Origin of the sequence: Scytonema hankhaensis NUACC26, assembly GCF_045865695.1 — a bacterium.
In the GTDB taxonomy this organism is placed as follows: Bacteria; Cyanobacteriota; Cyanobacteriia; order Cyanobacteriales; family Nostocaceae; genus Scytonema.
Window position 1 is genome coordinate 1 of record NZ_BAACAP010000162.1, and the last position, 22,322, is coordinate 22,322.

Annotated in this window: 21 protein-coding genes; 6 read left to right on the forward strand and 15 right to left on the reverse strand. The window is 41.3% G+C overall.

Going from position 1 to position 22,322, the window contains the following annotated elements; translation table 11 throughout:
- Positions 1 to 2,875: WD40 repeat domain-containing protein (locus ACKTT2_RS12940; RefSeq protein ID WP_407887377.1), on the forward strand; the 2,875-nt coding region annotated here is incomplete at its 5' end.
- On the opposite strand, the gene ACKTT2_RS12945 is transcribed toward ACKTT2_RS12940, so the two are convergent.
- The 7 genes from ACKTT2_RS12945 to ACKTT2_RS12975 all read right to left on the reverse strand — a co-directional run bounded on the left by ACKTT2_RS12945 (position 2,868) and on the right by ACKTT2_RS12975 (position 8,726).
- Positions 2,868 to 3,461 carry a hypothetical protein gene (locus ACKTT2_RS12945; protein WP_407887380.1) on the reverse strand — a complete coding sequence of 198 codons (594 nt, stop codon included), beginning with the start codon at positions 3,459 to 3,461 and terminating at the stop codon, positions 2,868 to 2,870. The two genes, ACKTT2_RS12940 and ACKTT2_RS12945, sit on opposite strands and share 8 nt — an antisense overlap.
- Complete coding sequence (locus ACKTT2_RS12950; RefSeq protein ID WP_407887382.1) at positions 3,458 to 5,623, reverse strand: trypsin-like peptidase domain-containing protein; 2,166 nt, start codon at positions 5,621 to 5,623, stop codon at positions 3,458 to 3,460. The genes ACKTT2_RS12945 and ACKTT2_RS12950 overlap by 4 nt, the downstream gene beginning before the upstream one ends.
- Positions 5,624 to 5,630: 7 nt before the next feature.
- A complete protein-coding gene (locus tag ACKTT2_RS12955; RefSeq protein WP_407887384.1) occupies positions 5,631 to 5,945 on the reverse strand; it encodes a CU044_2847 family protein in 315 nt (104 codons plus the stop codon).
- A gap of 247 nt (positions 5,946 to 6,192) precedes the next feature.
- The gene (locus tag ACKTT2_RS12960) at positions 6,193 to 6,855 is read right to left on the reverse strand and encodes a hypothetical protein (protein ID WP_407887386.1); all 663 of its coding nucleotides are present in this window, start codon (positions 6,853 to 6,855) and stop codon (positions 6,193 to 6,195) included.
- 76 nt (positions 6,856 to 6,931) lie between these two features.
- Positions 6,932 to 7,834 (reverse strand): sigma-70 RNA polymerase sigma factor region 4 domain-containing protein, encoded by a 903-nt coding sequence (locus ACKTT2_RS12965; protein ID WP_407887388.1) that lies wholly within the window; start codon positions 7,832 to 7,834, stop codon positions 6,932 to 6,934.
- A 236-nt stretch (positions 7,835 to 8,070) separates the two neighbouring features.
- Positions 8,071 to 8,463 (reverse strand): type II toxin-antitoxin system VapC family toxin, encoded by a 393-nt coding sequence (locus ACKTT2_RS12970; protein WP_407887390.1) that lies wholly within the window; start codon positions 8,461 to 8,463, stop codon positions 8,071 to 8,073.
- Complete coding sequence (locus ACKTT2_RS12975) at positions 8,460 to 8,726, reverse strand: AbrB/MazE/SpoVT family DNA-binding domain-containing protein (protein WP_407887392.1); 267 nt, start codon at positions 8,724 to 8,726, stop codon at positions 8,460 to 8,462. Before ACKTT2_RS12975 ends, ACKTT2_RS12970 begins: the two co-directional genes overlap by 4 nt.
- A gap of 414 nt (positions 8,727 to 9,140) precedes the next feature.
- Here ACKTT2_RS12975 and ACKTT2_RS12980 point away from each other — a divergent pair, with 414 nt between their 5' ends.
- Complete coding sequence (locus tag ACKTT2_RS12980) at positions 9,141 to 9,824, forward strand: Uma2 family endonuclease (protein ID WP_407887394.1); 684 nt, start codon at positions 9,141 to 9,143, stop codon at positions 9,822 to 9,824.
- A 35-nt stretch (positions 9,825 to 9,859) separates the two neighbouring features.
- Here the strand turns inward: ACKTT2_RS12980 and ACKTT2_RS12985 are convergent, their stop codons facing one another.
- A complete protein-coding gene (locus ACKTT2_RS12985) occupies positions 9,860 to 10,111 on the reverse strand; it encodes a UPF0175 family protein (RefSeq protein ID WP_407887396.1) in 252 nt (83 codons plus the stop codon).
- Positions 10,112 to 10,348: 237 nt separating this feature from the next.
- On the opposite strand from ACKTT2_RS12985, the gene ACKTT2_RS12990 reads away from it, so the two are divergent.
- On the forward strand, positions 10,349 to 10,669 hold the full coding sequence (locus tag ACKTT2_RS12990) for a hypothetical protein (protein WP_407887398.1): 321 nt from the start codon (positions 10,349 to 10,351) through the stop codon (positions 10,667 to 10,669).
- Between the two features lie 200 nt (positions 10,670 to 10,869).
- On the opposite strand, the gene ACKTT2_RS12995 is transcribed toward ACKTT2_RS12990, so the two are convergent.
- Together ACKTT2_RS12995 and ACKTT2_RS13000 are read right to left on the reverse strand one after the other, a co-directional pair.
- Complete coding sequence (locus ACKTT2_RS12995; protein ID WP_407887400.1) at positions 10,870 to 11,274, reverse strand: type II toxin-antitoxin system VapC family toxin; 405 nt, start codon at positions 11,272 to 11,274, stop codon at positions 10,870 to 10,872.
- An 11-nt stretch (positions 11,275 to 11,285) separates the two neighbouring features.
- Positions 11,286 to 11,546, reverse strand: coding sequence for a hypothetical protein (locus ACKTT2_RS13000; protein ID WP_407887402.1), 261 nt, complete (start codon positions 11,544 to 11,546; stop codon positions 11,286 to 11,288).
- A 228-nt stretch (positions 11,547 to 11,774) separates the two neighbouring features.
- On the opposite strand from ACKTT2_RS13000, the gene egtC reads away from it, so the two are divergent.
- Entirely contained in the window at positions 11,775 to 12,569 is a 795-nt protein-coding gene (gene egtC, locus ACKTT2_RS13005) for an ergothioneine biosynthesis protein EgtC (protein WP_407887404.1), read from the forward strand.
- Between the two features lie 293 nt (positions 12,570 to 12,862).
- Positions 12,863 to 13,114, forward strand: coding sequence for a hypothetical protein (locus ACKTT2_RS13010; protein WP_407887406.1), 252 nt, complete (start codon positions 12,863 to 12,865; stop codon positions 13,112 to 13,114).
- A 98-nt stretch (positions 13,115 to 13,212) separates the two neighbouring features.
- Here ACKTT2_RS13010 and ACKTT2_RS13015 read toward each other — a convergent pair whose 3' ends face one another.
- The 4 genes from ACKTT2_RS13015 to ACKTT2_RS13030 all read right to left on the reverse strand — a co-directional run bounded on the left by ACKTT2_RS13015 (position 13,213) and on the right by ACKTT2_RS13030 (position 16,843).
- On the reverse strand, positions 13,213 to 14,928 hold the full coding sequence (locus ACKTT2_RS13015) for an ATP-binding protein (protein WP_407887408.1): 1,716 nt from the start codon (positions 14,926 to 14,928) through the stop codon (positions 13,213 to 13,215).
- A 230-nt stretch (positions 14,929 to 15,158) separates the two neighbouring features.
- Complete coding sequence (locus tag ACKTT2_RS13020) at positions 15,159 to 15,314, reverse strand: hypothetical protein (protein ID WP_407887410.1); 156 nt, start codon at positions 15,312 to 15,314, stop codon at positions 15,159 to 15,161.
- Positions 15,315 to 15,454: 140 nt separating this feature from the next.
- The gene (locus tag ACKTT2_RS13025; RefSeq protein WP_407887412.1) at positions 15,455 to 16,507 is read right to left on the reverse strand and encodes a hypothetical protein; all 1,053 of its coding nucleotides are present in this window, start codon (positions 16,505 to 16,507) and stop codon (positions 15,455 to 15,457) included.
- An 81-nt stretch (positions 16,508 to 16,588) separates the two neighbouring features.
- Positions 16,589 to 16,843, reverse strand: a complete 255-nt coding sequence (locus ACKTT2_RS13030) for a MoaD/ThiS family protein (RefSeq protein ID WP_407887414.1) — start codon at positions 16,841 to 16,843, stop codon at positions 16,589 to 16,591.
- A 148-nt stretch (positions 16,844 to 16,991) separates the two neighbouring features.
- On the opposite strand from ACKTT2_RS13030, the gene ACKTT2_RS13035 reads away from it, so the two are divergent.
- Complete coding sequence (locus ACKTT2_RS13035) at positions 16,992 to 19,184, forward strand: ATP-binding protein (RefSeq protein ID WP_407887416.1); 2,193 nt, start codon at positions 16,992 to 16,994, stop codon at positions 19,182 to 19,184.
- A 110-nt stretch (positions 19,185 to 19,294) separates the two neighbouring features.
- On the opposite strand, the gene uvrA is transcribed toward ACKTT2_RS13035, so the two are convergent.
- Positions 19,295 to 22,195, reverse strand: a complete 2,901-nt coding sequence (uvrA, locus tag ACKTT2_RS13040; RefSeq protein WP_407887418.1) for an excinuclease ABC subunit UvrA — start codon at positions 22,193 to 22,195, stop codon at positions 19,295 to 19,297.
- Between the last annotated feature and the right edge of the window lie 127 nt (positions 22,196 to 22,322).

Here is a 22,322-nt window from a genome sequence, read left to right on the forward strand (position 1 = left end):
TGAAACTCGTGCAATTGAACTTACAGGATTTCAACTCCATGAAGCTCAACCTTTAGAATCCGGGTTAGCTGGAGTTGCAAATAACCCTCAAGCTGTAATGAAAGAGGTATTGAAATGGACGGGAGGGCAACCGTTTCTTACACAATGGTTGTGTCAGTTGATTTGTACTAATAGGAAATTCATTGACGTCACTGCTGAAGCGGAGTCAGTAGCTTTAATTGTGTGGCAGCATATGATAAAAAATTGGTTAGCGCATGATAAGCAGCAGCATTTGCAGACGATACGCGATCGCATACTGGCAAATCAAAACTTTGCTTGTCGTTTGCTAGGACTGTATCAACAATTGCTATCAGGAGAAATTGCTGTTGATGGGAGTCCAGAACAAATGCAATTGCAACTATCGGGTTTGGTCGTCAAGCGATTGCAGAACTTAAGTATTTATAATGAGATTTACAGGTGTGTTTTTAACTCAACTTGGGTAGAGCAACAGCTTGGAAATTTACGTCCCTATGCAGAAATGTTTACTGCTTGGGAAACTTCCGGTCACGGCACCTCACATCTGTTACGCGGGCAACAATTGCAAGATGCAAAAGCTTGGGCAGTTGGAAAAAGCTTGAGTGATAAGGATTATCAATTTTTAGCTGCAAGCCTTGAACTGGAAAAGCAATCTTACCAAACGGCTTTAAAGGAACAAGAGGAAGCTAATCAGATTTTGCAGTCGGCAGCTTCTAAAGCTCAAAAGATGATTCGCGTTGGGTCGGTTATCCTGAGTGTATCTTTAGTAGGGGCAGCGATCGCATGGCTTTTGGCAGGTGAAGCTTTGCAGAAACAACAAAAAGCCCTCTTAGGCACAAAACTAGAGCAAAGAGGAATTAGTAACTGGCTACAATTTGAAAATGGCGATGAAATCGAGGCATTAGTTTCTGCTTTGCAAACAGGGCAGGAGTTACAAAAACTTGTCAAGGGCGAACAATCCCTAGAAAAATATCCAGCAGTATCTCCTGTGTTTGCTCTCCAGAGCATTCTCAATCGAATTCACGAACGAAATAGCCTACGGGTGGGGCACAAGGTCAATAGCGTTAGCTTTAGTCCTGATGGCAAATTAATTGCTACTGGTGGATATAACGGCACAACTAAGCTTTGGAATATGTCTGGGCAACTTGTTACTACACTCAAAGGGCATCAAACAAATGTCAATGGAGTTAGTTTTAGACCCGTCCTTGTTAGCCCTAATGCGTCCCCAAAGGAGCAAGAAACGCAGATTGCTACGGCATCTGGCGATGGTACAGTTCGGTTGTGGAATTTTTCAGGACAGCAGGTTGCCCAATTGAAGGGACATCAGTTTCCAGTCAATAGCGTCAGTTTTAGTCCTAATGGTAAAATGCTCGCCTCAACGGGAGACGACAAGACAATTAGGTTATGGGATTCATCTGGAAAGCAGGTTCTGAGATTTGAAGGAGATCCCTATAGTGTTAGTTTTAGCTCTGATGGCAAGCTAATTACCGCAACTGAGGAACATGGCAGAGTCAGACTGCGAAACCTATCCACTCAAAAGGTTGTTGAACTCAAAGAAAACCACAGTTCAATTCGTAGTGCTAGTTTTAATCCTAAAAACCAGTTGATTGCGGCAGGGGGATATGACGGCAATATAATGTTGTGGAATTTTGTTGGACAACTGGTTGCTAAATTTAAAGGACCCCGAAACGCGGTCAATAGCATTAGCTTCAGCCCTGATGGCAAATTGGTAGCCTCCATAGCACAAGGGCAACCACTTATGGTGCAGGATTTATCTGGAAAGCAAGTTATTATGGTCAAAGGGTCTCAGTACCAAGTTAGTAGCGCTAGCTTTAGCCCAGATGGTAAGTTGATTGCCACAGCAGGAGACGACCGTACACTCCGGCTTTGGGATTTGTCTGGAAAAGAGTTTAAAAAATTTCAGGGACATCAACGCCAAGTCAACAATGTTACTTTCAGTCCCAATGGTAAACTGATTGCGACAGCCGGCGATGACGAAAAAGTAAAGTTGTGGGATTTATCTGGGCAACTGTTAACTGAATTTCAGGCACATCGAGGCAAAGTTTGGAGTGTTAGTTTTAGCCCGGATGGACAGCTAGTTGCTACAGGAGGAACTGATGGTTTTCTTAGGCTGTGGAAACTTTCTGGGCAGCAAGTAAAAGAATTTAAGGCTCATCAAGGATGGGTTTCCAGCATTAGTTTTAGTTCGGATGGCAAACTGATTGCTACAGGTGGAGACGATAGAACAGCCCGGTTATGGAACCTTCAAAGACAGCAAGTGACTGAAATTCAGCCGTATAAAGGTTGGGTTTATAGCGTTAGTTTTAGCCCAGATAGCAAACTGATTGCGACAGCAGAAGAAGATAGCACAGCACAACTGTGGGATTTGTCAGGAAAGTTGTTAAGGAAGTATGAACTAGATCAAGGCAAAACCTATAATGTTAGTTTTAGCCCAGACGGTAAGTTGCTAGCAACAGCTGGCGCTGATGGTACAACCCGACTGTGGAACCTGTCTGGACAGCAAGTTGTTTCGTTGCGTAAGCAAAGTGGTAGAGTTAAAAGTGTTAGTTTTAGCCCCGATGGTAAGCTAATTGCTACAGCAGGAACTGATGGTACAGCCAGAGTGTGGAACTTGTCAGGACAGCAGGTTGCGGAATTTGAGGGAAACCAAAAGCTCAATAGTGTTAGTTTTAGCCCGGACGGCAAACTAATTGCGACAGCAGGAACTGATGGTACAGTAAAACTCTGGCGAATCGAAAGCTTAGATGAACTGTTAACACGGGGCTGCTTGTGGCTAAAAGATTACTTTATCAGCAACCCCGACAAACTCAAACAATTAGAAATTTGTCATTTTAGTTAGGACGCTGGATTTCAAAACGGAAAAACCATTGGGCTGGTTGAGAACTATTTTTAAGATAAATTTGTATGTTAGCACTATATTGACCATTTTCGATAAGTTGACCATTAGGCCAGAATTTTTTGAGACTGCCACAAGGGGAAGCACCTTCAAAAAAACAGTAGGGAGAAAATTTTTCAGTGTGATTGTAGATTGGTTCCTGCTGATTATCTTTGGTAAAAGAAATTTCCATTTTTTCAATACCATCACCATCTCTATTACCTTTTTTAGGGTCCCAGGCTTTTACCTGGAACATGATTTCTTGAGTGAAACGGGCAATGAGTGGATTGGGATCGGAAGCATCAGGGTTAACAGCAAATTTTTCTGGAATTAGAATCTCTCCGTTGACGTTATTTATTTCACCACCAGGTTTTGCTGCTGTTAATCGTAGTCTATTTCTACGTGCTATTAGATTTCCGCCCTTATTTGCATCGATAGTTGCTGTTGCAGGATTGAACCTAAAGCCAGTTAAAAGACTTGGACTTACAACAAATGTTGCAAAACCCAATGCCACGAAACCGAAGCGATAAATAATAGGTTGTTTTCTCATCTTCCATATCTCCTTTGATATTTTGCGATCGCCTGAATATTTTCTTCGCATTTTTTAACTATATTTTCATTAAGAATGTAGTCATTTGGAGATTTTATTCCTTGTTTTTTACAGAGTATAAAAGCTTCACTAGCTTGTTGGCTCAAGATTAAAAATGTTTTCTTATCTTCCCGCTCTAGGTGTATATTTGCCCTTAGCAAATAAGCTAAACCTAAGTTAGAATACGCTTGCGCCAGTAACCGATATTCTTCAGCCATCGTCAATGGTTTGATAAGTTTCTGAGTTATCTCAACAGCTTGCTTTTGCCATTCTTCTGCTTTTTTGGACTGATTCAGATCGAAGTCAATGTTTCCTTTCAAATACCATGCGTAACCTAACCCAAGAGGTGCTGCATATTCTGACCAAGTATCAGGTTGGGACTGGGGCAATTGTTTAACTGCTTCTTCATAGGAGGCTATTGCAGCATTTAACTCTGCATCTCTTTTCTTGTGAAGTTGAGAGATTTTTTTTACATCGCCATTCTTAAAATTGTTATCTATTTCATCGATTTCATTGTAGTACCATTCTGCACGGGTAAGATGAACGCTTCCCAGACCAATGCGTGGTCTGATATATTCATTATTACTTTTAAGTGCTTTTTCAAATGCATTCTCCGCTTGTTGAGCATATTGCTTGGCTACATCCAGGTTGATATTAGATGATTTGGGCGAGTTTGCATAAAATAAAGCCACTTGCCCCATACAGAAATAGAAAACTTCTTTACCTTCCCCATTTGACCAGCCTCGGTCAAGGTTTTTTTCTGTCTGTTTAAAAATTGTTAAAGCTCGTGTTTGATTTTGCTTGTTTGTGCTGTAGTTTAAGCCAGCAATTAACCAAAATAGTGGCTTGATTTTGGAAGACAAAATATCTTCAATATCACCCTTATTATTCCAATTAATTATTAGGGGCTTACCAATCTTATGCAGACCTTTCATATTGAATAAATCGAATGCATGAGTCAAACCAGAATGCAGAGAAGGTCTATCAAATGGAGAAATATAAAAACCCATGACTAATCTTTTATCGCTTAACCGCTCGGTTTCATTTAAGTAACCATAGATGAGCAGGTCAGCATTGGTATTTTTAGCAAATAATGGAACATTTTTATGAAATTCTGCGATAGAATTGGCGGGAATATAATATTTATTCGGGCTTGAGATGTTCCAATTTGCTGTGTCAAAACTCTCAGCTTGATTTTTTTCTTTTTCTAATATGTTTCCTACCCATTGACTTAAAATCTCGCTTTGCTTAGACCTTTCCAACTGTCCCTTTTGATTAATTTTTGTAAAATCCGTTATGGCAACATTATAAGAACCTATAGGCATTTCCCAAGGATTGAGCCATCGCCAAGTGGGTAAGCCAATGGCTAAAAGCGAGATGATGGACAGGAAGGATACAACAACAGATTTTCGAGACCAAAAAGGAGGGCTAACGATGTGAGTCCATTTTTGGTCAATCTTTTGATGAAACTTCTCATTTGCCTGTAATTGAGACAAAATAAGTTGTTGCTCATCTGGAGATGTGGTAATTACTTTAGGCTGAAATAAAAGGGGAATTGGTGTTGCGCGACCGCCCAAATCGGAGCCTGTATCTCTAGAAATACTGACAATGCCACAAACTTTACCCGTTTGCATATTGAGTAGGGGTGAACCACTGTACCCTTCTTGAATCTGACCTTCTTTTAGCTTGAGAATGAGTACACCATCTTGAAAGCTCTTTCCTTCGTAATTGGTCGTTGCAGAATCACCACCAGAGTAATTTTCTGAACCATAGCCTTGTGGAAAACCAAAGGTGTACAACGTATCTCCTATCTGTGGAAGAGTACGATCGAGAAAGACGCATTTATGAACAGGTGCTTTGCCTTGAAGCTGCAAAAGAGCAATATCAACTGGTATTGGCAGACTCAATCTGACTGTTGCTGTCAGTTCTTGCTTTTCTTCCCCGTTTAACCAAAGAACCTCGACACGATCGCTTTGATCGACAACATGGTAACAAGTTAAAATCCAGCCACCGGGAGCAATGAAGAAGCCTGTACCAATCCCACTGTCGGTACTCAAGCGTACAGTACATTCTTGAAGCAACTTGTAGATATCTTGCTTGACTATGTGTGACCAACTTAGCATATTAATATTACTGTTTACTCCATTCCATTGTGATTTCGAGATTGGCTTTACCTGCACCTTTAACAATTAAAGCTGTCAATTGACCCGACTCAGCCGCCACTTCCAAACCCAATTTCACACTGACTTTATCAGGTTGTACTGTTTGATTAATTTGTTTGAGAGTTATAGCCAGTTCGCTAGCTATAGACTTGATCGCATTGGTGACTTCCTGAAACGGTCTAGCCTGAAAAGCAACTCTTTGCTCGCCAATAGATCTTGCTTCTAATTTCACAAGTGTACCATCTGAAAGCTCTACTGGAATAATTTTGGTTGGGATATCCATACGGGGTTTTATTGTAAATAATTTAGTAATTTAGTAATTTAGATAACTACCATCTTCGCTAATAATTTTTTATTAATCCCCTGAGAAAATCCGGGAAGTATTGTTGAGGCAAAGCTGATGTTTTCCGTAATAAATACGGGAAAATCACGTGGAGAATAATAGGTTTAAAAGGTAACGGGTAACAGGAACAAGAAACTGTTGCCTGTTTCCTTCTTCGATTAAAAAATCCGGATAAGTTCGGTTTAATCTAACATTTCTCACGTATCGCTCCGCTGGCAACCACTTCAAATGCACTACCAGGAACTCGCTTTAATTGATTCAATTCATTATCATTCCATCTTCGGTCAGGGGTGCCCATAATGTTCCAACTAGTCCCATTCTCGGCAACAATCAAACCATATTTCTTAAGCGCATTTAATATGACTCGTGCGTGACCCGTGTATTTAGATGTATCAAAATTAGCCTTCAATCGCCAACGCAGACCCATTGGCGGCAAATTGGGATTTTTAAAGTCGCTGGCATAATGCGTAGCAGGATGAATAAATGCTCGCTGCGTTTGCTTCACGCTAAATCGCAAAGCGTGTTGAATTTTACCTGATGCAACTTCATCATAACGCACTAGTCCTGGTAGTATTGCCAAACCTGCTCCATCAGCCGAAGTCCAACAGTCTGGGCGTAGGGCGTTCGATTTCAGGTCAAAGATGACGCCTGCTTCAGCACTCCAGCCTATCTCTTCAATGTATTGCGCGTTCAATAGCTCATATAACCTACAATTATCCTTCTCCAAAATTATGAGTTGGCTATCCTCACCAACCTGGATTGGCGGAATGGGGTACGGACCAGGGTTACTTTCTTCAACTCCATAGTCAGTTACAAACTGAATAGGTACTTTCGGTTGGGTTGTGTTCACAACTGTGTAAGGGATGCCATACAGTGTCTTAGGTTCATCGGGTTCAGAGCCAAAGTCAGGATGAAGAAATTTGTCTTTACCAATGCTGGCGATATATTTGCTTGAGTTTTATATCAATAGAGTCCTTTGAGATGTCACGATTCCAAGGATTGTTAGCAGGAAATACCTGGCAACCATCAATTGAAGGTGGTTCAGCCAATGCCTCCGGAGTGACCTGGAAGGACACAAATATCACGCAGAAAATTACCAGGATGAGTTTTTTGGGAAATAGAAACATCAATTTTCGGCTCCACATGCTAGAAGCGATCGTCAAAATTACTTGTCTAGAACAGTTTCGCGCTTTGCTGATTCTTTTTACTTTTCCCATTTTCATAAAAAAACTCTTATTTGTCTCCGGATAAAATACGGTAACTATTTTCAACATGACAAGACTGTGCGAAAATGGTCTAGCAAGTCTTGGTATGGAATGACCTAATTTTTGAGAAATCTCTAACCATTTCTCTTCATGAAATCTCATCAACAACACTTTTTGTAAATTGGCATTTTTATCTGAGCCAACACAAGTATTTTGCAAAATGCCTTCTGGGTCATCTTTGAGAAATTCTCTTAACAATTCATCTTCAGTTTTTTGATGAGTTTTAGATAGATCTTTTTCATGAATTTCCTTATGAACTCTAGAAGATTCTTTACTAGCATGGCTATCTGCATCATTATTAATACTATTTAATTCATCTAGAGAGAACGTTCGCGGTCGATTTCTGATTTGTCTTAAAACATCGTGAAATCGCCATTCTAATATTTGATTTACCCAAGCCATTACTTTATGCTCTGGATAATATTTATGAATCTTGTTGCAAATTTCCGTAAAGGTTTTTGCCTGTGCTTCGTGATAAATATCTTCAAAATCAGGACGATTCTGCCATTTCACAAAACTATTTAATTTCCCTGATTCCTGAATTTTTTTAATTAACCTATTCAACGCCGTCCGTCGTTGAGTACTATTTGGCGGATGTTGTTGTGCTTCGCTGACTAGAGTCGCGCAGTTGATAATCTAAAACATCATCACCCATTGAAATCTCCTGCTCAACCCCGGATATTTGGCAATTTGTTGTAACCATAAATACATAAAGTACAGTACGCAAAGCAAAATTGATATAAATCTATAAAATGTCTTGACGGAGCTTTTTAATGCATCATGCTTTCTCCCCTACCTCTTTAAATCCTTATCAACGAATTACTCGCACATCCAACTTCAACCCTAGCGTTTGCCACAGGCGATCGCACGTCAGAACTGGAACATTCAACTGCATTGCCACACTCAAACAAGCGCGATCGCCCAAAGACAGCCCAGCCTACCTTTGTTTGCAACCAGAGCCGCCCCGCCATCTCAGCCTCCTGCAAAGAAAAGGGAGCGATTGTCAAGCCCAACGCCTCCAAGTCTTCCCGCATCCCATTGACTACAACACCAGCAGCCACAGATTTTTGCACGACTTCTGCCCAATTTACACTCGACATCACCGATTCAGCCAAAACCTCTTCAACTGCCTCACTTCCTGGCTCATCTTGCAAATAGGCAAGCAATGCCGAGGCATCCAATACAACCGTCATTCACCCATTTCCCCATTCGCTTCTTCCCTTCGTTGTGCAATCAATTCATCCGCAAGGCTAGTGTTTTTTATCACATGGGAAAAACGTGCCTTGAGTCGGCGTTGAACATTCTCCTGTTTTTCCAGTACAAGCCGTCCATCTTCAAGCCGAGCAATCAACGTATCACCTAGTTCAAAGCCAAGGGATTTTCGCAGAGCCGCAGGAATCACCAATTGCCCTTGCTCACCCAGTCGAACCTCAGCATGGGTAGGAAAGTCAGCCATAGAGATAACGAATAGGCCACATAACTATTGTAAGAGCTATATCCTCTGTTGCCAATAATTAACATGAGAATCAAAACCATATAGAGTAAGCATTACAGCATATTGGCAAGGTAATAATAAGCAAGTCAGGGCTAGAAAATAAAAATCTATAGTAAGTATGTTTACTGCCAAAAATCTTTTGCTTGTTACTTAATAGCGTCAGCGCTAAGTAGGTGGGCGGAAAAAAATCCAACTATGTAAAGGTTTGTAAACACGGCTAAAACCCTTACAAATGACTAATGACCAATGACAAATGACGCTCCTAACTAGTTAACTTTAATTGTGACGATCTACTTACAAGTAAAGCTTGATAAATTATGCTGGAAGTTAATGAACCCGATCGCCTGCTCTATTTAGCAGTACCACTCGAAAGTTATGAAATCTGCTGGTGCAAATTATAATCTTTTGACAATTCCACCTTTAGAAAATGGCGACAAGCTGACTCGTCATGAATTTGAGCGGCGATATCATGCTGTGCCTAATCTAAAGAAAGCAGAATTGATTGAAGGAGTTGTTTACGTGGCTTCCCCTGTACGAGCGAAAAAACACGGCAAACCCCATGCAAACATTATGGGTTGGTTAGTCGCTTACGAAGCCGCTACCCCAGGAGTAGAAACACTGGATAACACAACTGTACGTCTCGATGCTGATAACGAACCACAACCAGATGCGTTATTGAGAATAGAACAAGGTGGACAGTCGCGGATTACTGAAGATGATTATGTCGAAGGTGCGCCAGAATTAATTGTAGAAATTGCTGCTTCTACTGCTTCCTATGATTTGTCTGAAAAATTGAAAGTATACCGTCGCAATCAAGTCCAAGAATATTTAGTCTGGCGAGTTTATGACCGCCAATTTGATTGGTTTCGGTTACAACAAGGCGAATATGTGCAACTGGAACCAAATCCAGACGATATAGTTTGCTCTCAAGTTTTTCCAGGGTTATGGTTAGCAAAATCTGCCTTATTATCAGGAGACTTAGCTAAAGTCTTAGCCGTTTTGCAGCAGGGATTATCTACACTGGAACATCAAAGTTTTGTTGAACAATTATCTATTTAGTAATAGATACCATATTATCGGCAACAATGACAGAGTTAATCATCACGCAATTCCTCGGCGATTTGGTCATCATCTAGGTTGATAACCGGGATATGCAAACGCCCTAGTTCGTACATGAACTGAGGTTTGTTCATACTGCAAAAGGTGGCAGCTTTACCAAGCGATAGTCGGCGTAGCTCAAATAATTTGACTGCGAGCAAAAATGTGAGTTCTGCTTCTAATGCTTGAGGTGATTTACCGGAGGTAATGAGTAAGTCATCGGGATAGTGAAGGGATAAAATATGCATGGTTTGCCTTTCAGTTCTTGATTCCTAATTCTTTCTTGATTATGGCTTACATAGTCCCAGCAGGATAACGATCGCGCTTGTTTGATTTTGGATGTTAATGCTAGGCTTTATTTCTTGAGCCAAGTTCACAACTTTTTCAATGTTACTCGTAATAACACTTAGTAGCTACTTTGCTTTTCTTTAAGTACCACTCAGATTTGGGTTATGATAATTTCAGTAACAAGTGGGGATCGTAACATGACTGAAGCAATACCACAAAAATCAGCACGTCGTCGGGGTAGAATATTTCCAGAAATTGTTATACCACCGGAAGAACTTGCTAGGCGTAGAACTGAAGGAGAAGCATTTAGTCGTCGTTGCCGAGCTATTTTTGACAGATTACTGCCAGAACTCATCGAGCGATACTATGGTTGGTATATTGCTATTGAGCCAGATAGCGGTGATTATTTCATCGATGAAGATCAAGAAGTGGCAAGCCTGAAAGCGCGTCAGAAGCATCCGAATGTTATTCATCATATGTTCGGTATTAATGAGACAGGAGCCACTGGCACAATATGATGCAGGGTACGTTTAGTAGTAAGGGACAGCGGCTCTTGCGTACTTAGCGTGCTATTTTTATAGGAAAATTAGCTTAAAATCCTTGTCTGGATCGTATTACAGCCATTATTACCTTCATAACAGCATTCTTTTCTAAAATTGAAACTAGAAGTGTCTGGAAGTCTTGCAAATAAAGCATAATTCTAAATTTTTATGAAAATTTAGCACGCTATGTACGAAAGAACCGAAACCAGTATGAGATTGTGTTGAATTGCTGTTGCTGCAATCCAAAGGTCATGGTCATCAAATCCCAAATTCCCTACATTTATACTTCGACGTTTGCTTTTATCTTTAGGACCAAACTTTTTAAAAACTGCTGCTTTGAGTTGACTGTAAAAAATAGCTGTTTCTTCATCAATAAAATACAAGTCTACCTCCATCAAAAATGCTTGAACTGCGGCACGGTTTTCGGCTTGACGTTCTGATTTTTCAGTCATGTAGAGCAGTTCACCATAAGTGATGATGCTAATACCTATGTCATTAGCAGAACGAGATTGTACAGCAGCAATGACGTTAGGGATGTTATCAATAATGTAACTGCAATGATTGGTATCTAAGAGATACATAAAGACAGAAATCAAAACTGGGCTTGAGAACGGGTTTCTTTAACTAAGCGAAGACAGTCTTCTAAATCATTACCTTGCCAGGTTCCAGCAAATTTTAGCAGACCCCCCGCTTTAGTTCCTCGTTTAATTGGAGTCAGCCGACGAAGAGGGCGTTGACTCATAGCACTTTTACCACTAAGGGAATCTAGGAAGTCACTGACTAAAGAGAGTTGATCGGGTGGCAATTGGGCTAATTGTTGTTCGATTTTTTGGCGCAGTTCCGGGTAAGTCATTAGCACCTCACTATGTTAATTGACTATGTTCTCAACTTTTTATTTTACCTACAGTCTGTTCATTTGCCAGTCAAGCGATCGCGAAGCGGCTGCTTTGCAGCATCGCTCCAGTAGTTTAGCAGCAAATCCCCCCTGTGTCAGATAGCACATAAAATTTCGTATGCTAAAATTTTATGTACAAACCTTAAGTTAACGAAGTACATCTAGCTATATTGAGCTGTTTTTCTGATGTGTAGATTAGTTGGCTACCTTGGTAATACCATCCGATTAGATGAGTTACTCTATAAGCAAGAGCATTCGCTCTACAACCAAAGTTACAACCCTCGCGAATTAAACTCAGGAGTCGTTTGTGCAGACGGGGTAGGTGTAGGTTGGTACGATGAAACAGGTCAACCATTTGTTTACCGGAACACTATCCCGATGTGGAACGATTCAAACCTGAAAGAGTTGAGCCACTACGTACAATCTTCTTGTGCTGTGGGCTATGTCCGACTAGCTGGAATGGGGGAACCGCTCGACATTAGCAACTGTCAGCCCTTCCGCAGTGGCAAGCTGTTGTTTGTGCATAATGGCGAGATCGCAAACTTTCAACAGACGCTCTATAGACCGATACGTGACAGTCTTTCTGATTCCACATATCGCCTAATTAAGGGTATGACTGACTCAGAACATATCTTCGCCCTGCTGGTGGAAATGTGGCAGTCGTCTCCAGACAGCACCCTGTTGTCTGCCTTACGTGCCACACTGCAAAAATTGACAGACCTGGCTAAAGAACACGACACCAGCTTTAGTGCCAATGTCATTGTCAGTGATGGTGAATCGCTTGCGGCAATTCGCTATGCATACCGCATGGAAGCCCCTACTCTTTATTGGTCTTGCAATGATACGAACTACCCAAGCCAAGTTATTGTTGCCTCTGAACCCTTATCTGACCAAAATTGGACGGCTTTTGCTGACCACAATACGCTATTTGTTCCTGCAGAGTCATTGCAGCCAACCACTAGCCGATTGACCGCCTGTTGAGTGCTACGTTCATGTCTCTAGGATAATTTATTTCAGGGGAATTCTTAAAACAAACGATAATTGTCACTTTACAAGACCTTTTGAAGTAGTATTCTTTTTTGGAATTTAAATATATTGCTGGAAAGCCACGTACTAGGATAGTTAGTATGTGGTTTTTATTTATAGGCAAGAACCGCAAACCAAGAAAAAGTAAGCGCGATAAGCGAAGCTTAACGGCTATACTGCCGTATCGCTTACTCTTGGAGAAGAATGTACTAAATCCTCGAAAAATAACCAAATAAGGAAAAGACTCAATGCAATCGGCTTTACGTATTGAAACCAAAGTTTTACCCGGTAATAAAATAGAAATCAATTTGCCATCAGAAACTGTTTCTGATTCAGTAGGACAAACTGTTGAAGTCATTATTATTCTTCCAGAGAAGCCCAAACTGAGTCGTCAGAACATTCTGGAATGGATTGAACAGGTTCGGAGCAACCATCCTTTTAGAACAGCTGAAGAAATTAACTACGATCTCCAGGTTGAAAGAGATTCATGGGACCGTTAAATTTACCAGATTCTACCAAGATTTATATTGATACCTCGATAGTAATCTACACTCAATAATTCGATGAAATGTTGGGTTTCGTTCCTCAACCCAACCTACTAAAATTCAATATCATCATCCTCATCATCGATCGCAACTTCACCGTCGCGAGTTGCATAAGGAGGAAAGGGAAAATTAATCAGAATCGGCGATGGGACTTCAGGCTGGTGAACAAACATAGTACCTGATTTTAGGAGGAGCGATCGCTTGCGACATCCTCCTGAGAGAAAGTTATATTCTGCACTTTCGGCTTCTGCTGAATCGAGTCTACCAACGACGCGAATTGCAGCTTGTCCTACAACACGACGCTCAACCTCTGAAGCTGTTTGTTGTGCGCCTATCAGGATTATTCCCAAAGAACGACCCCGTTCTGCAATTTCCACCAGCAAATTTTTAATCGGACTCCGCCCTTCACGAGGAGCATATTTATTCAATTCATCAAGAACTATAAAAACAACCGGGTATTGTCCCCGCTTTTCCTTTTCAGCAAACAGTCTTTGTAAGAGTATTCCCACAACAAACTTTTGCGCTTTCCCCCCTATCTTATTAATATCTACAATTGTTATTTGATGCGAAGGAGATAGAGGGTCGAGTTGATATTTAGTTATTTGTTCGGGAGGCAAATCTCCGCGAATCAAATGCCCTATTTCATCGCGTATTCCCCACAAGCGACGTATCAAAGCTTCAGCAGTGGCGTTAGTATTTCGCCCCAACCAACTGTTATCTTCATTTTCAACTAACTTATCTTCTAAAAATTCAATTAATTCTCTAAAAGTTGTAACTTTTTTCTTCTCCGGCGAGCCATAAAGTTCTACATCCAGATGCACTCCTGACTTCCGGTTATTTTTTTTATCTGTTTTATCATTATCCTCAGCGATACGGGCTAATTTTTCCTCTACAATGGAAACTAAAAAACCTAAATTTCCCCTTTCTAAATCTTCTCCAGCAAAGAGGAAGCTGAAGAGGCGATCGCGACACAATTCCCTCAAACTCCACAAATACACTGAAATATTATCAGCCCGTTGTTCTAAATGCGGGTCTACATCATGACTGCCTTTCCTTGGTGCAGCACAAAAACGCACATCTTTAAATGGTTCTGCAGGTATTCCCAAGATATTATATTGTGCTAAATCGTGTTCTTTCAACTTAGCATTCTGCTTATCTATAAAAAACAAATCCTCACCTTTGACGTTAAAAATCAAGGCTTTAGTATTAGCACGATGGTAACCTAAAGCAGCAGAGTGAAAAATTCCGTGGAGTAAAAATAAAGCATAAGATGTTTTTGTCGCTACCCCAGATACACCAGAAATATTAATATGTGCGCCTTTAGTCCCATCAATAAATTCATAATTAAAATAAGCTGGATTGTTGTTACGCATAGTTCCTGCAGGGATGCGTTTTTCCATGGCATCAAAATGCAAAGCTCGTTTTAATTCTTCATCAACAGCAAGATTAACTGTATCGCCCGGTTGTGGCGGTAAATATTCTTCTGGTTCAATGCGCGTCACCTGAATATGAGCAGCATAAGAAACATTCACAGGCAAACTACCACTTTTTGCCAAGAAAGTATCTGTATCAAACTGAGTTCCTTCATGTAAGGTGCGGACATAATCAACCACACCATAAAATTTCACAATCCCACTACCATCAGGACGATGAGTTTGTACTTCCACCACATCATCAAGGCGCAAAACTTGACCGGGTGACACCGCAACCCAAAATTCCAAGGGAGTTGCTTCTTGAGTACCAAGGATATAACCGACAGGAGTTGTCATGGCAATACCCCTACAGACGCTAAAAAGTTTTGTACGCGCCTTTCGATCGGAATAGCATCACCCATAATAAATATCACCTGCTACTAAAACAGCGTCTACTTGTCGCGCTATTGCTTGCGCTTGAGCAATTCATTAAGTGCAGCCGCAATTTCCGGCGTGCGGTCATCACCTTTGAGTCGTTTTCCTAAATGCCAATCAGAGGTATGGATTAAGCGCATATTGGTTAGTGGTTAGTGGTTAGTAGGGGCGTCGCGATTCGCGGCTTCGACACGATACTGTGGAAGTTCCAAAATAGATGCGAGTGTGCTACCATCTTCTCTAGTTTCCAGTACAATATTGACCTTTAAATTAGTGGTTTGTGATGTTACTAAAGTGCTGTTTTCCATAAAGTTTGGACTCTCACTTAATCTATTAAGATGATAGCCTTAGTATTGCTGTTCTAGCTGCTATTGACCGGGTGACACCGCAACCCAAAACTCTAAGGGGGTTGCTTCTTGAGTACCGAGGATATAACCGACAGGAGTTGTCATGGCAATACCCCTACAGAAGCTAAAAAGTTTTGTACGCGCCTTTTGATAAGAATAGCATCACCCATACGTCGCCCTAATTCTCGTTCGAGTGCGCCAACAGGAGTGAGGTTTTGTGGGGCGCGGGGGTCTTTATAAGGATGGGAAGCATATTCAGGTATGAGATAGGCGGTTTGGTCGGCAATTGTTTGGGCGGTTGTCAGAGGAATCTCGCTAGACAATTCCAGTCTAACGACACCGTGTAAGTTGTGGTAGCCAAAACGATCTGAAGAGGTTTGAGCTTGACCGGATTTTAGATACCAACTCCAGTGGGGTCGGTTTTGTTCCTTAATTAAAAAAATGGGAGTACGTTCTCCTGGTTTTAATTCCCACAACAGGGCTGCATATTTTTCACTCAGATAATTTTTATGCATTGTTTTGACATAGCCCACAGTGAAATTCAAGGAGTTATAAGGTAATCGCCCGTCACGAATGATTAAGGTATCTGGGTTGAGAGAAAACTGTTGAGCTGCGAGAAGTGCTTCTGTCTTGAGCATGGTATTCTGAACCAGATTTTTGGGAACGTTGGGATTGTTTTCCACATAGGGATCGACTGGTTCGTAGATTAACTGTGCTTTACTTCCCAACGGACAGGGAATTATGGTTTCTGGTGCTTGTTGGTTTCCCCCAAATCCAATTATACGGCGGATATGAAATTGGGAACAGGTAGCTGTACTGGTTGTTCTATCTACAAGGACAGCACCGACTGCAATAGTTCCAAAAGCACCATAGGCAATGGTATTCCCACTACCACCTATAAGAGTCGCATCAATACGACGCCGACCATCTATAAATATAAGTCGTTCGGGTAACGTAGGTTGCGATGCTGTAAAGCAGCCGCTTCGCGAATGCACTCTGGAAAACTTTGTCCAGTCTGCTGTTTCTACAGTTGGATCTACCTCGCTTTCAGATAACGCCAGTTCCTCTACGTCTATAGGCGAATCATAGTTATTAGCCCACGGCTCAAGCCTAAAGTTATTTTTCTGCCAAAATTCATTATTGTTATTCGTCACTGGTCACTGGTCACTGGTCACTGGTCACTGGTCATTGGTCACTGGTCACTGGTCACTGGTCACTGGTCACTGTTTACTGATTCACCCGCCACTTACGGGAGGAATTAAAACCACTTCATCACCATTGTTCAAGATAGTCTCTGGTTCTACAAATTGGAGGTTAACCCCAAACCGGGTGATATCGCGTAATTGAGAAAGTTTGGGATGTTCGGCAATTAGGCGATCGCGAACTGCAGCAACGGGTGTACTCTCTGGGAATTCTAGCAACAATTCTGGTACACCGTATGCTTCTTGGTAAGCAGCAAAGAGTTTGACAGTAATTGTAATTGTAGACATAAGATGATGAATATGGATTCTTGTAGTATGCCATGCCAAATCTATCAAGGTAGATAAAAACTTGAGGAAATCAATATTTTTATAAATGTTTTATGGGAATACTAGGCTTGTACGTAAAAGTTCTGCATATCTATTTCTAACCTACTTAATGAAGAAGCGTCAATCCCTCACAGTTAAAGCGTTCCCATTACAGTTTGTTCTCATTGTTCCGTTTGTCTTACAAATCTTTGGAGCAGTGAGCTTAGTGGGTTATCTTTCTTTTAAGAATGGACAGAAAGTGGTAAATGACCTAGCAGAGCAGTTGATGGAGCGAACTGTTAATATAGTAGATCGACATTTGAATTCTTATCTGTCAATTCCCCATCAAGTCAATGAGATGAATGCCTGTGCAATTAAGATGGGATTATTGGATGTACGCGATCGCCAAACCGTTAGCAAGTATTTCTGGAAACAAGTCCAAGTCTATGACTTGAGCTACATCGGTTTTGGACTGACGACGGGTGCAGGAGGAGGAGCCGGAACATATGACGGCAAAACTCTAGTCATTGATGATTGGCCAAATGCTAATTTACCGAATAATGTCATTAGTTATGCCACCGATGCTGAAGGTAATCGTACTCACGTCGTAGGTGCTTTTGATTGGAACAACTTCAATGAAACTTGGTATACCCAACCCGTAACAACCAGGAAGCCCGGTTGGTCAAGAATTTTTACCATCAATTATCCTAATTATCCATATATTGTTGCTTCAGCAAGTCAGCCGATATACGATAGGCAAAAACGATTGTTGGGTGTAGTGGGTATAGATATCCACCTGTTGAAACTGAGTCAGTTTTTACGGCAATTGGATATCAGCCGATCTGGACAAGTTTTTATTGTTGAGCGCAATGGGACGCTGATTGCAAATTCTAGCTCTCAGCAACCCTTTAATGTAGTTCAAAACCAAATTTTGCGGTTGAAGGTGACAGACAGCCCAGATCCAATGGTGAAAAAAGTCGCTAAACAGATTCAGCAAACCTTCAACGGGTTCGAGTCCGTTACTCAATCCAAAACACTGGTATTGAATTTAGACGAGGAACACCATTACGTGCGTGTTATTCCCTGGCACGACCAATATGGGTTAGATTGGCTAGTGGTGGTTAGCGTCCCAGAACGGGTTTTCATGGCACAAGTCAAAGCTAATACTCACATGACTATTTTGCTTTGTCTGGCAGCATTAGTAGTAGCAACACTCATAAATATTATTACCTCTTATTGGATTACGAATCCTATCTTACGACTTAATAAAGCTAGTCAGGAAATGGCATCGGGTAACTTACATCAAACAGTAGAAATCAGCTCTATCCAAGAATTGAATACTCTTGCCAAATCCTTTAATTACATGGCAGATCGATTGCGTTCATTGTTTGTAGCTTTAGAAAAAACTAATACAGAACTAGAAGATAGAGTGGAGGAACGAACTGCTGAACTCAAAACCGCTTTGAATGAGTTGCAGCGTACTCAAGCCCAAGTGATTCAAAGTGAAAAAATGTCTAGTTTGGGTCAACTTGTTGCAGGTATCGCCCATGAAATCAACAACCCAGTCAATTTTATTCACGGCAATGTTAGCCATCTCCACGAATACACTCAAGATTTGTTGCGGATACTGCAAATTTACCAGCAACGCCATCCTAGTAGTGACTCAGAAATTCAAGCGCTAGCAGAGGAAATCGATTTAGAGTTTCTTGTTAAGGATTTGCAGAAAATTTTGGCTTCTATGAAAATGGGAACAGATAGGATTAGGAGCATTGTGCGATCGCTACGTAATTTTTCCCGTATGGATGAAGCAGAGTTCAAATCAGTAGACATCCACGAGGGAATTGAAAGTACATTGTTGATTTTGCAACACCGTTTAAAAGACAAACCAAATTGTCCAGCAATTCAAGTAAAGAGAGAGTATAGTTCCTTACCACAAATAGAATGCTATCCAGGGCAATTAAATCAAGTTTTCATGAATATTTTAGTCAATGCGATGGATGCACTTGATGAAGTTAATGTTAGTCGCACATCTGAAGCTATTAAAGAAAATCCCAGTCAGATTACCATTCGTACGGAAATCAAAGATTCACAGTGGATCTCTATTGCAATTATAGACAATGGTTTGGGAATGACCCAACAGGTAAAAAACCGTATCTTCGATCCCTTTTTCACTACTAAACCCGTGGGTAAAGGAACAGGTTTGGGTATGGCAATCAGCTATCAAATTATTGAAAAACATGGTGGACTACTAGAGTGCTTCTCCACCATTGGCAAAGGAACTGAGTTTATTATTCAACTCCCTATCAAGGGCTATGTACATTAGATTACTTGAATTTAGTATTATTGAAGTTGCCATTGCCAACTAAACGTTTCTATGGTGGGCATTGCCCACCCTACGGGTCTGGTCACTGGACATTGGTCACTGGTCACTGGTCACTGATGATTGGTCACTGTTAATACTTGCTTCAAATACTGCCCAGTATACGAGCTCGGATTTTCCGCCACTTCTTCAGGTGTTCCCACTGCAATCACTTCTCCTCCTTTGTCCCCGCCTTCGGGTCCTAAATCTATCAGCCAATCCGCACATCTTATCACATCTAAATTGTGTTCAATTACCAAAATTGAATTACCTTTATCTACTAAACGTTGCAGGACATCTAACAACTTATGAACATCATAAAAAGATAAACCTGTAGTTGGTTCATCTATCAAATAAAGTGTTTTACCTGTAGCGCGACGTGATAGTTCTGTTGCTAATTTTACCCTCTGAGCTTCACCTCCAGATAAGGTTGTTGCTGGTTGTCCTAATTGGATATATCCCAATCCAACATCTACTAAAGTTTGTAATTTATTCATGGCTTTAGGAATATTTTGGAAAAATTCTAAAGCTTCCTCTACTGTCATATTCAGAACATCAGAAATCGATTTCTCTTTATACTTCACTTGTAGTGTTTCGCGATTATACCTTGCACCTTTGCAAACTTCACATTGTACGTAAACATCGGGTAAAAAGTTCATTTCAATAACGTTTACACCTTGTCCGCTACAAGCTTCGCAACGCCCTCCTTTAACGTTGAAGGAAAATTGTCCTGGTTTATATCCTCTGGTTTTTGCTTCAATTGTTTCTGAAAAAACGTCTCGAATAACATCAAAAACCCCCGTGTATGTTGCAGGATTAGAACGGGGCGTTCTTCCAATTGGGGATTGGTCGATAACTATGGCTTTGTCAATGGTATCTAACCCCTGAATACCATCTATCTCTTTAGGGAAAGGCACTTTGCGCGTCAGTTGATGTTGCAGGGCTGGGTAGAGTAGTTCGTTAATCAGGGTAGATTTTCCAGAACCAGAAACACCAGTTACAGAAACAAGTTTTCCTAATGGTATTTCTACATTAATGTTTCTTAAATTGTTGCGATGGGCATTTTTAATAACTAAACTTCGCCCGTTTCCTTCCCTACGGGTTGCGGGAGTTGCGATCGCTCTGCGTCCTGATAAATAAGCCCCTGTCAGAGATTCTTCCGAGTTTAACAATGCCTCTAAATCGCCTTGAGCAACGATTCTACCTCCATTCACTCCAGCAGCAGGACCAATATCAACAACATGGTCAGCCGCACGAATGGTTTCTTCATCGTGCTCTACTACAATTAGGGTATTACCCAAATCTCTTAACCTAATCAAAGTTCGCAACAATCGTCCATTATCTCGTTGATGCAAACCAATACTAGGTTCATCTAAAACGTATAAAACCCCAGTCAACCCAGAACCAATTTGAGTTGCCAAACGAATTCGCTGTGCTTCGCCACCTGATAGCGTCATTGCCGGACGGTCAAGAGTGAGGTAATCTAAACCTACATCCAGCAAAAATTGCAATCTCGCTTTAATTTCTCTCAAAACTAGATCGGCAATTTGCGCCTGACGCTGAGTCAATTGTAACTGGTCAATCTTTTTCCGAGACTCCCGAATAGAAACGCTTGTTAAATCTATAATTCGGTACTGTCCCAACCGTACCGCTAACGCCTCTGGTTTCAAACGTTTTCCTTCACACACAGAACACGGTCGATTGACTAAATACTGTTCTAACTTTTGCTTAATTAACTCCGAACCTCCCTCATATTGCCTCTGTAAAATTGGCAAAACTCCTTTAAATCCCTCCCATTGTTTCTTTTGCTTCTGGGTATCTTTTTCCTCCCCGTGGAGAACTATCTCTCTTTGTTCCTCAGTTAAGGCATTCCAAGATGTTTGCAACTCAAAACCGTGTTCTTGCCCTACCTTATATAACAACTCTAAATAATAAGTATTTTCTTTTTCCGACCAAGGAGCAATAGCAGAATACACTGGCGCTTCAGGATCGGGAACAACTAACTCAGATGAAAATCTTCTCAAACTGCCAATCCCGTGACAATTAGGACACGCACCATAAGGAGAGTTAAACGAAAACAAGCGAGGGGATAGTTCTTCCATCACCGCCCCGTGTTCCGGACAAGCAAAGTTTTCTGAAAATACTAATTCTTGGTCATTTGTCCTTTGTTGACTTTCATCATCACTGACAGATGACGAAGGACTAATGAGAATAACTGCAATTCCTTCAGATTGACGCAAACAGGTAGACAGCGAATCAAACAATCGCTCTTGCAAGCCAGGTTTTTTAACTAGTCGGTCAATAACAACTTCTATGGTATGAATGACATTTTTATCTAACTCAATGGCATCAGAGAGTTCTCGGACTTCTCCATCTACGCGAACGCGGACGAAACCTTGGGATGCTAAACTTGATAGTAGCTTTTTGTGCGTTCCCTTTTTGCCTCGAACAACAGGTGCAAGAATTTGAAAGCGAGTGCGATCTGGTAGTTCCATGATGCGATCGCACATCTCATCTATGGTTTGGGGAGCGATACAGCGATCGCATATGGGACAGTGAGGTTCGCCCGCACGTCCAAACAGAAGTCGCAAATAGTCGTAAATTTCCGTCACCGTCCCTACAGTAGAACGGGGGTTATGAGATGTTGACTTTTGGTCGATGGAAATAGCTGGGCTTAATCCCTCAATTGCTTCCACATCAGGTTTATCCACCTGTCCCAAGAATTGCCGTGCGTAGGCGCTCAGGGATTCTACGTAGCGGCGCTGTCCTTCTGCAAAAATGGTGTCAAATGCCAAGGACGATTTGCCAGAACCGGAAACGCCAGTAAACACAATCAAGCGATCGCGAGGCAGTTCCAAATCGATATTTTTCAGGTTATGCTGTCTAGCACCCCGAATGCGGATTGTGTTTTGGCTGTTTGGGTTTGTGTGAGGAAGTTGCCCATTTAAGGACAGCGATCGCTGGGTGTCTAACATATGAACGGGGTGAGAGAAACAGGCTGGTGCGAAACAGTTCTTAATATTATCATTGTCTCCGTTAATATGATAGAACAGTAGTACTGCATTGACAGTGACCAGTGACCAGTGACCAGTGACCAGTGAC

What these genes read in the sequence shown, in the direction of transcription:
- ACKTT2_RS13035 (WP_407887416.1), top strand. Translation starts at nt 16,992, where the DNA reads ATGAAGAAGCGTCAATCCCTCACAGTTAAAGCGTTCCCATTACAGTTT.
- ACKTT2_RS13015 (WP_407887408.1), bottom strand. Translation starts at nt 14,928, where the DNA reads ATGACAACTCCTGTCGGTTATATCCTTGGTACTCAAGAAGCAACTCCC.
- ACKTT2_RS13010 (WP_407887406.1), top strand. Translation starts at nt 12,863, where the DNA reads ATGCAATCGGCTTTACGTATTGAAACCAAAGTTTTACCCGGTAATAAA.
- ACKTT2_RS12950 (WP_407887382.1), bottom strand. Translation starts at nt 5,623, where the DNA reads ATGCTAAGTTGGTCACACATAGTCAAGCAAGATATCTACAAGTTGCTT.
- uvrA (WP_407887418.1), bottom strand. Translation starts at nt 22,195, where the DNA reads ATGTTAGACACCCAGCGATCGCTGTCCTTAAATGGGCAACTTCCTCAC.
- ACKTT2_RS12980 (WP_407887394.1), top strand. Translation starts at nt 9,141, where the DNA reads ATGAAATCTGCTGGTGCAAATTATAATCTTTTGACAATTCCACCTTTA.
- ACKTT2_RS12970 (WP_407887390.1), bottom strand. Translation starts at nt 8,463, where the DNA reads ATGACGGTTGTATTGGATGCCTCGGCATTGCTTGCCTATTTGCAAGAT.
- egtC (WP_407887404.1), top strand. Translation starts at nt 11,775, where the DNA reads ATGTGTAGATTAGTTGGCTACCTTGGTAATACCATCCGATTAGATGAG.
- ACKTT2_RS12945 (WP_407887380.1), bottom strand. Translation starts at nt 3,461, where the DNA reads ATGAGAAAACAACCTATTATTTATCGCTTCGGTTTCGTGGCATTGGGT.
- ACKTT2_RS12985 (WP_407887396.1), bottom strand. Translation starts at nt 10,111, where the DNA reads ATGCATATTTTATCCCTTCACTATCCCGATGACTTACTCATTACCTCC.
- ACKTT2_RS13030 (WP_407887414.1), bottom strand. Translation starts at nt 16,843, where the DNA reads ATGTCTACAATTACAATTACTGTCAAACTCTTTGCTGCTTACCAAGAA.
- ACKTT2_RS12990 (WP_407887398.1), top strand. Translation starts at nt 10,349, where the DNA reads ATGACTGAAGCAATACCACAAAAATCAGCACGTCGTCGGGGTAGAATA.
- ACKTT2_RS12955 (WP_407887384.1), bottom strand. Translation starts at nt 5,945, where the DNA reads ATGGATATCCCAACCAAAATTATTCCAGTAGAGCTTTCAGATGGTACA.
- ACKTT2_RS13000 (WP_407887402.1), bottom strand. Translation starts at nt 11,546, where the DNA reads ATGACTTACCCGGAACTGCGCCAAAAAATCGAACAACAATTAGCCCAA.
- ACKTT2_RS12975 (WP_407887392.1), bottom strand. Translation starts at nt 8,726, where the DNA reads ATGGCTGACTTTCCTACCCATGCTGAGGTTCGACTGGGTGAGCAAGGG.
- ACKTT2_RS13020 (WP_407887410.1), bottom strand. Translation starts at nt 15,314, where the DNA reads ATGGAAAACAGCACTTTAGTAACATCACAAACCACTAATTTAAAGGTC.
- ACKTT2_RS12995 (WP_407887400.1), bottom strand. Translation starts at nt 11,274, where the DNA reads ATGTATCTCTTAGATACCAATCATTGCAGTTACATTATTGATAACATC.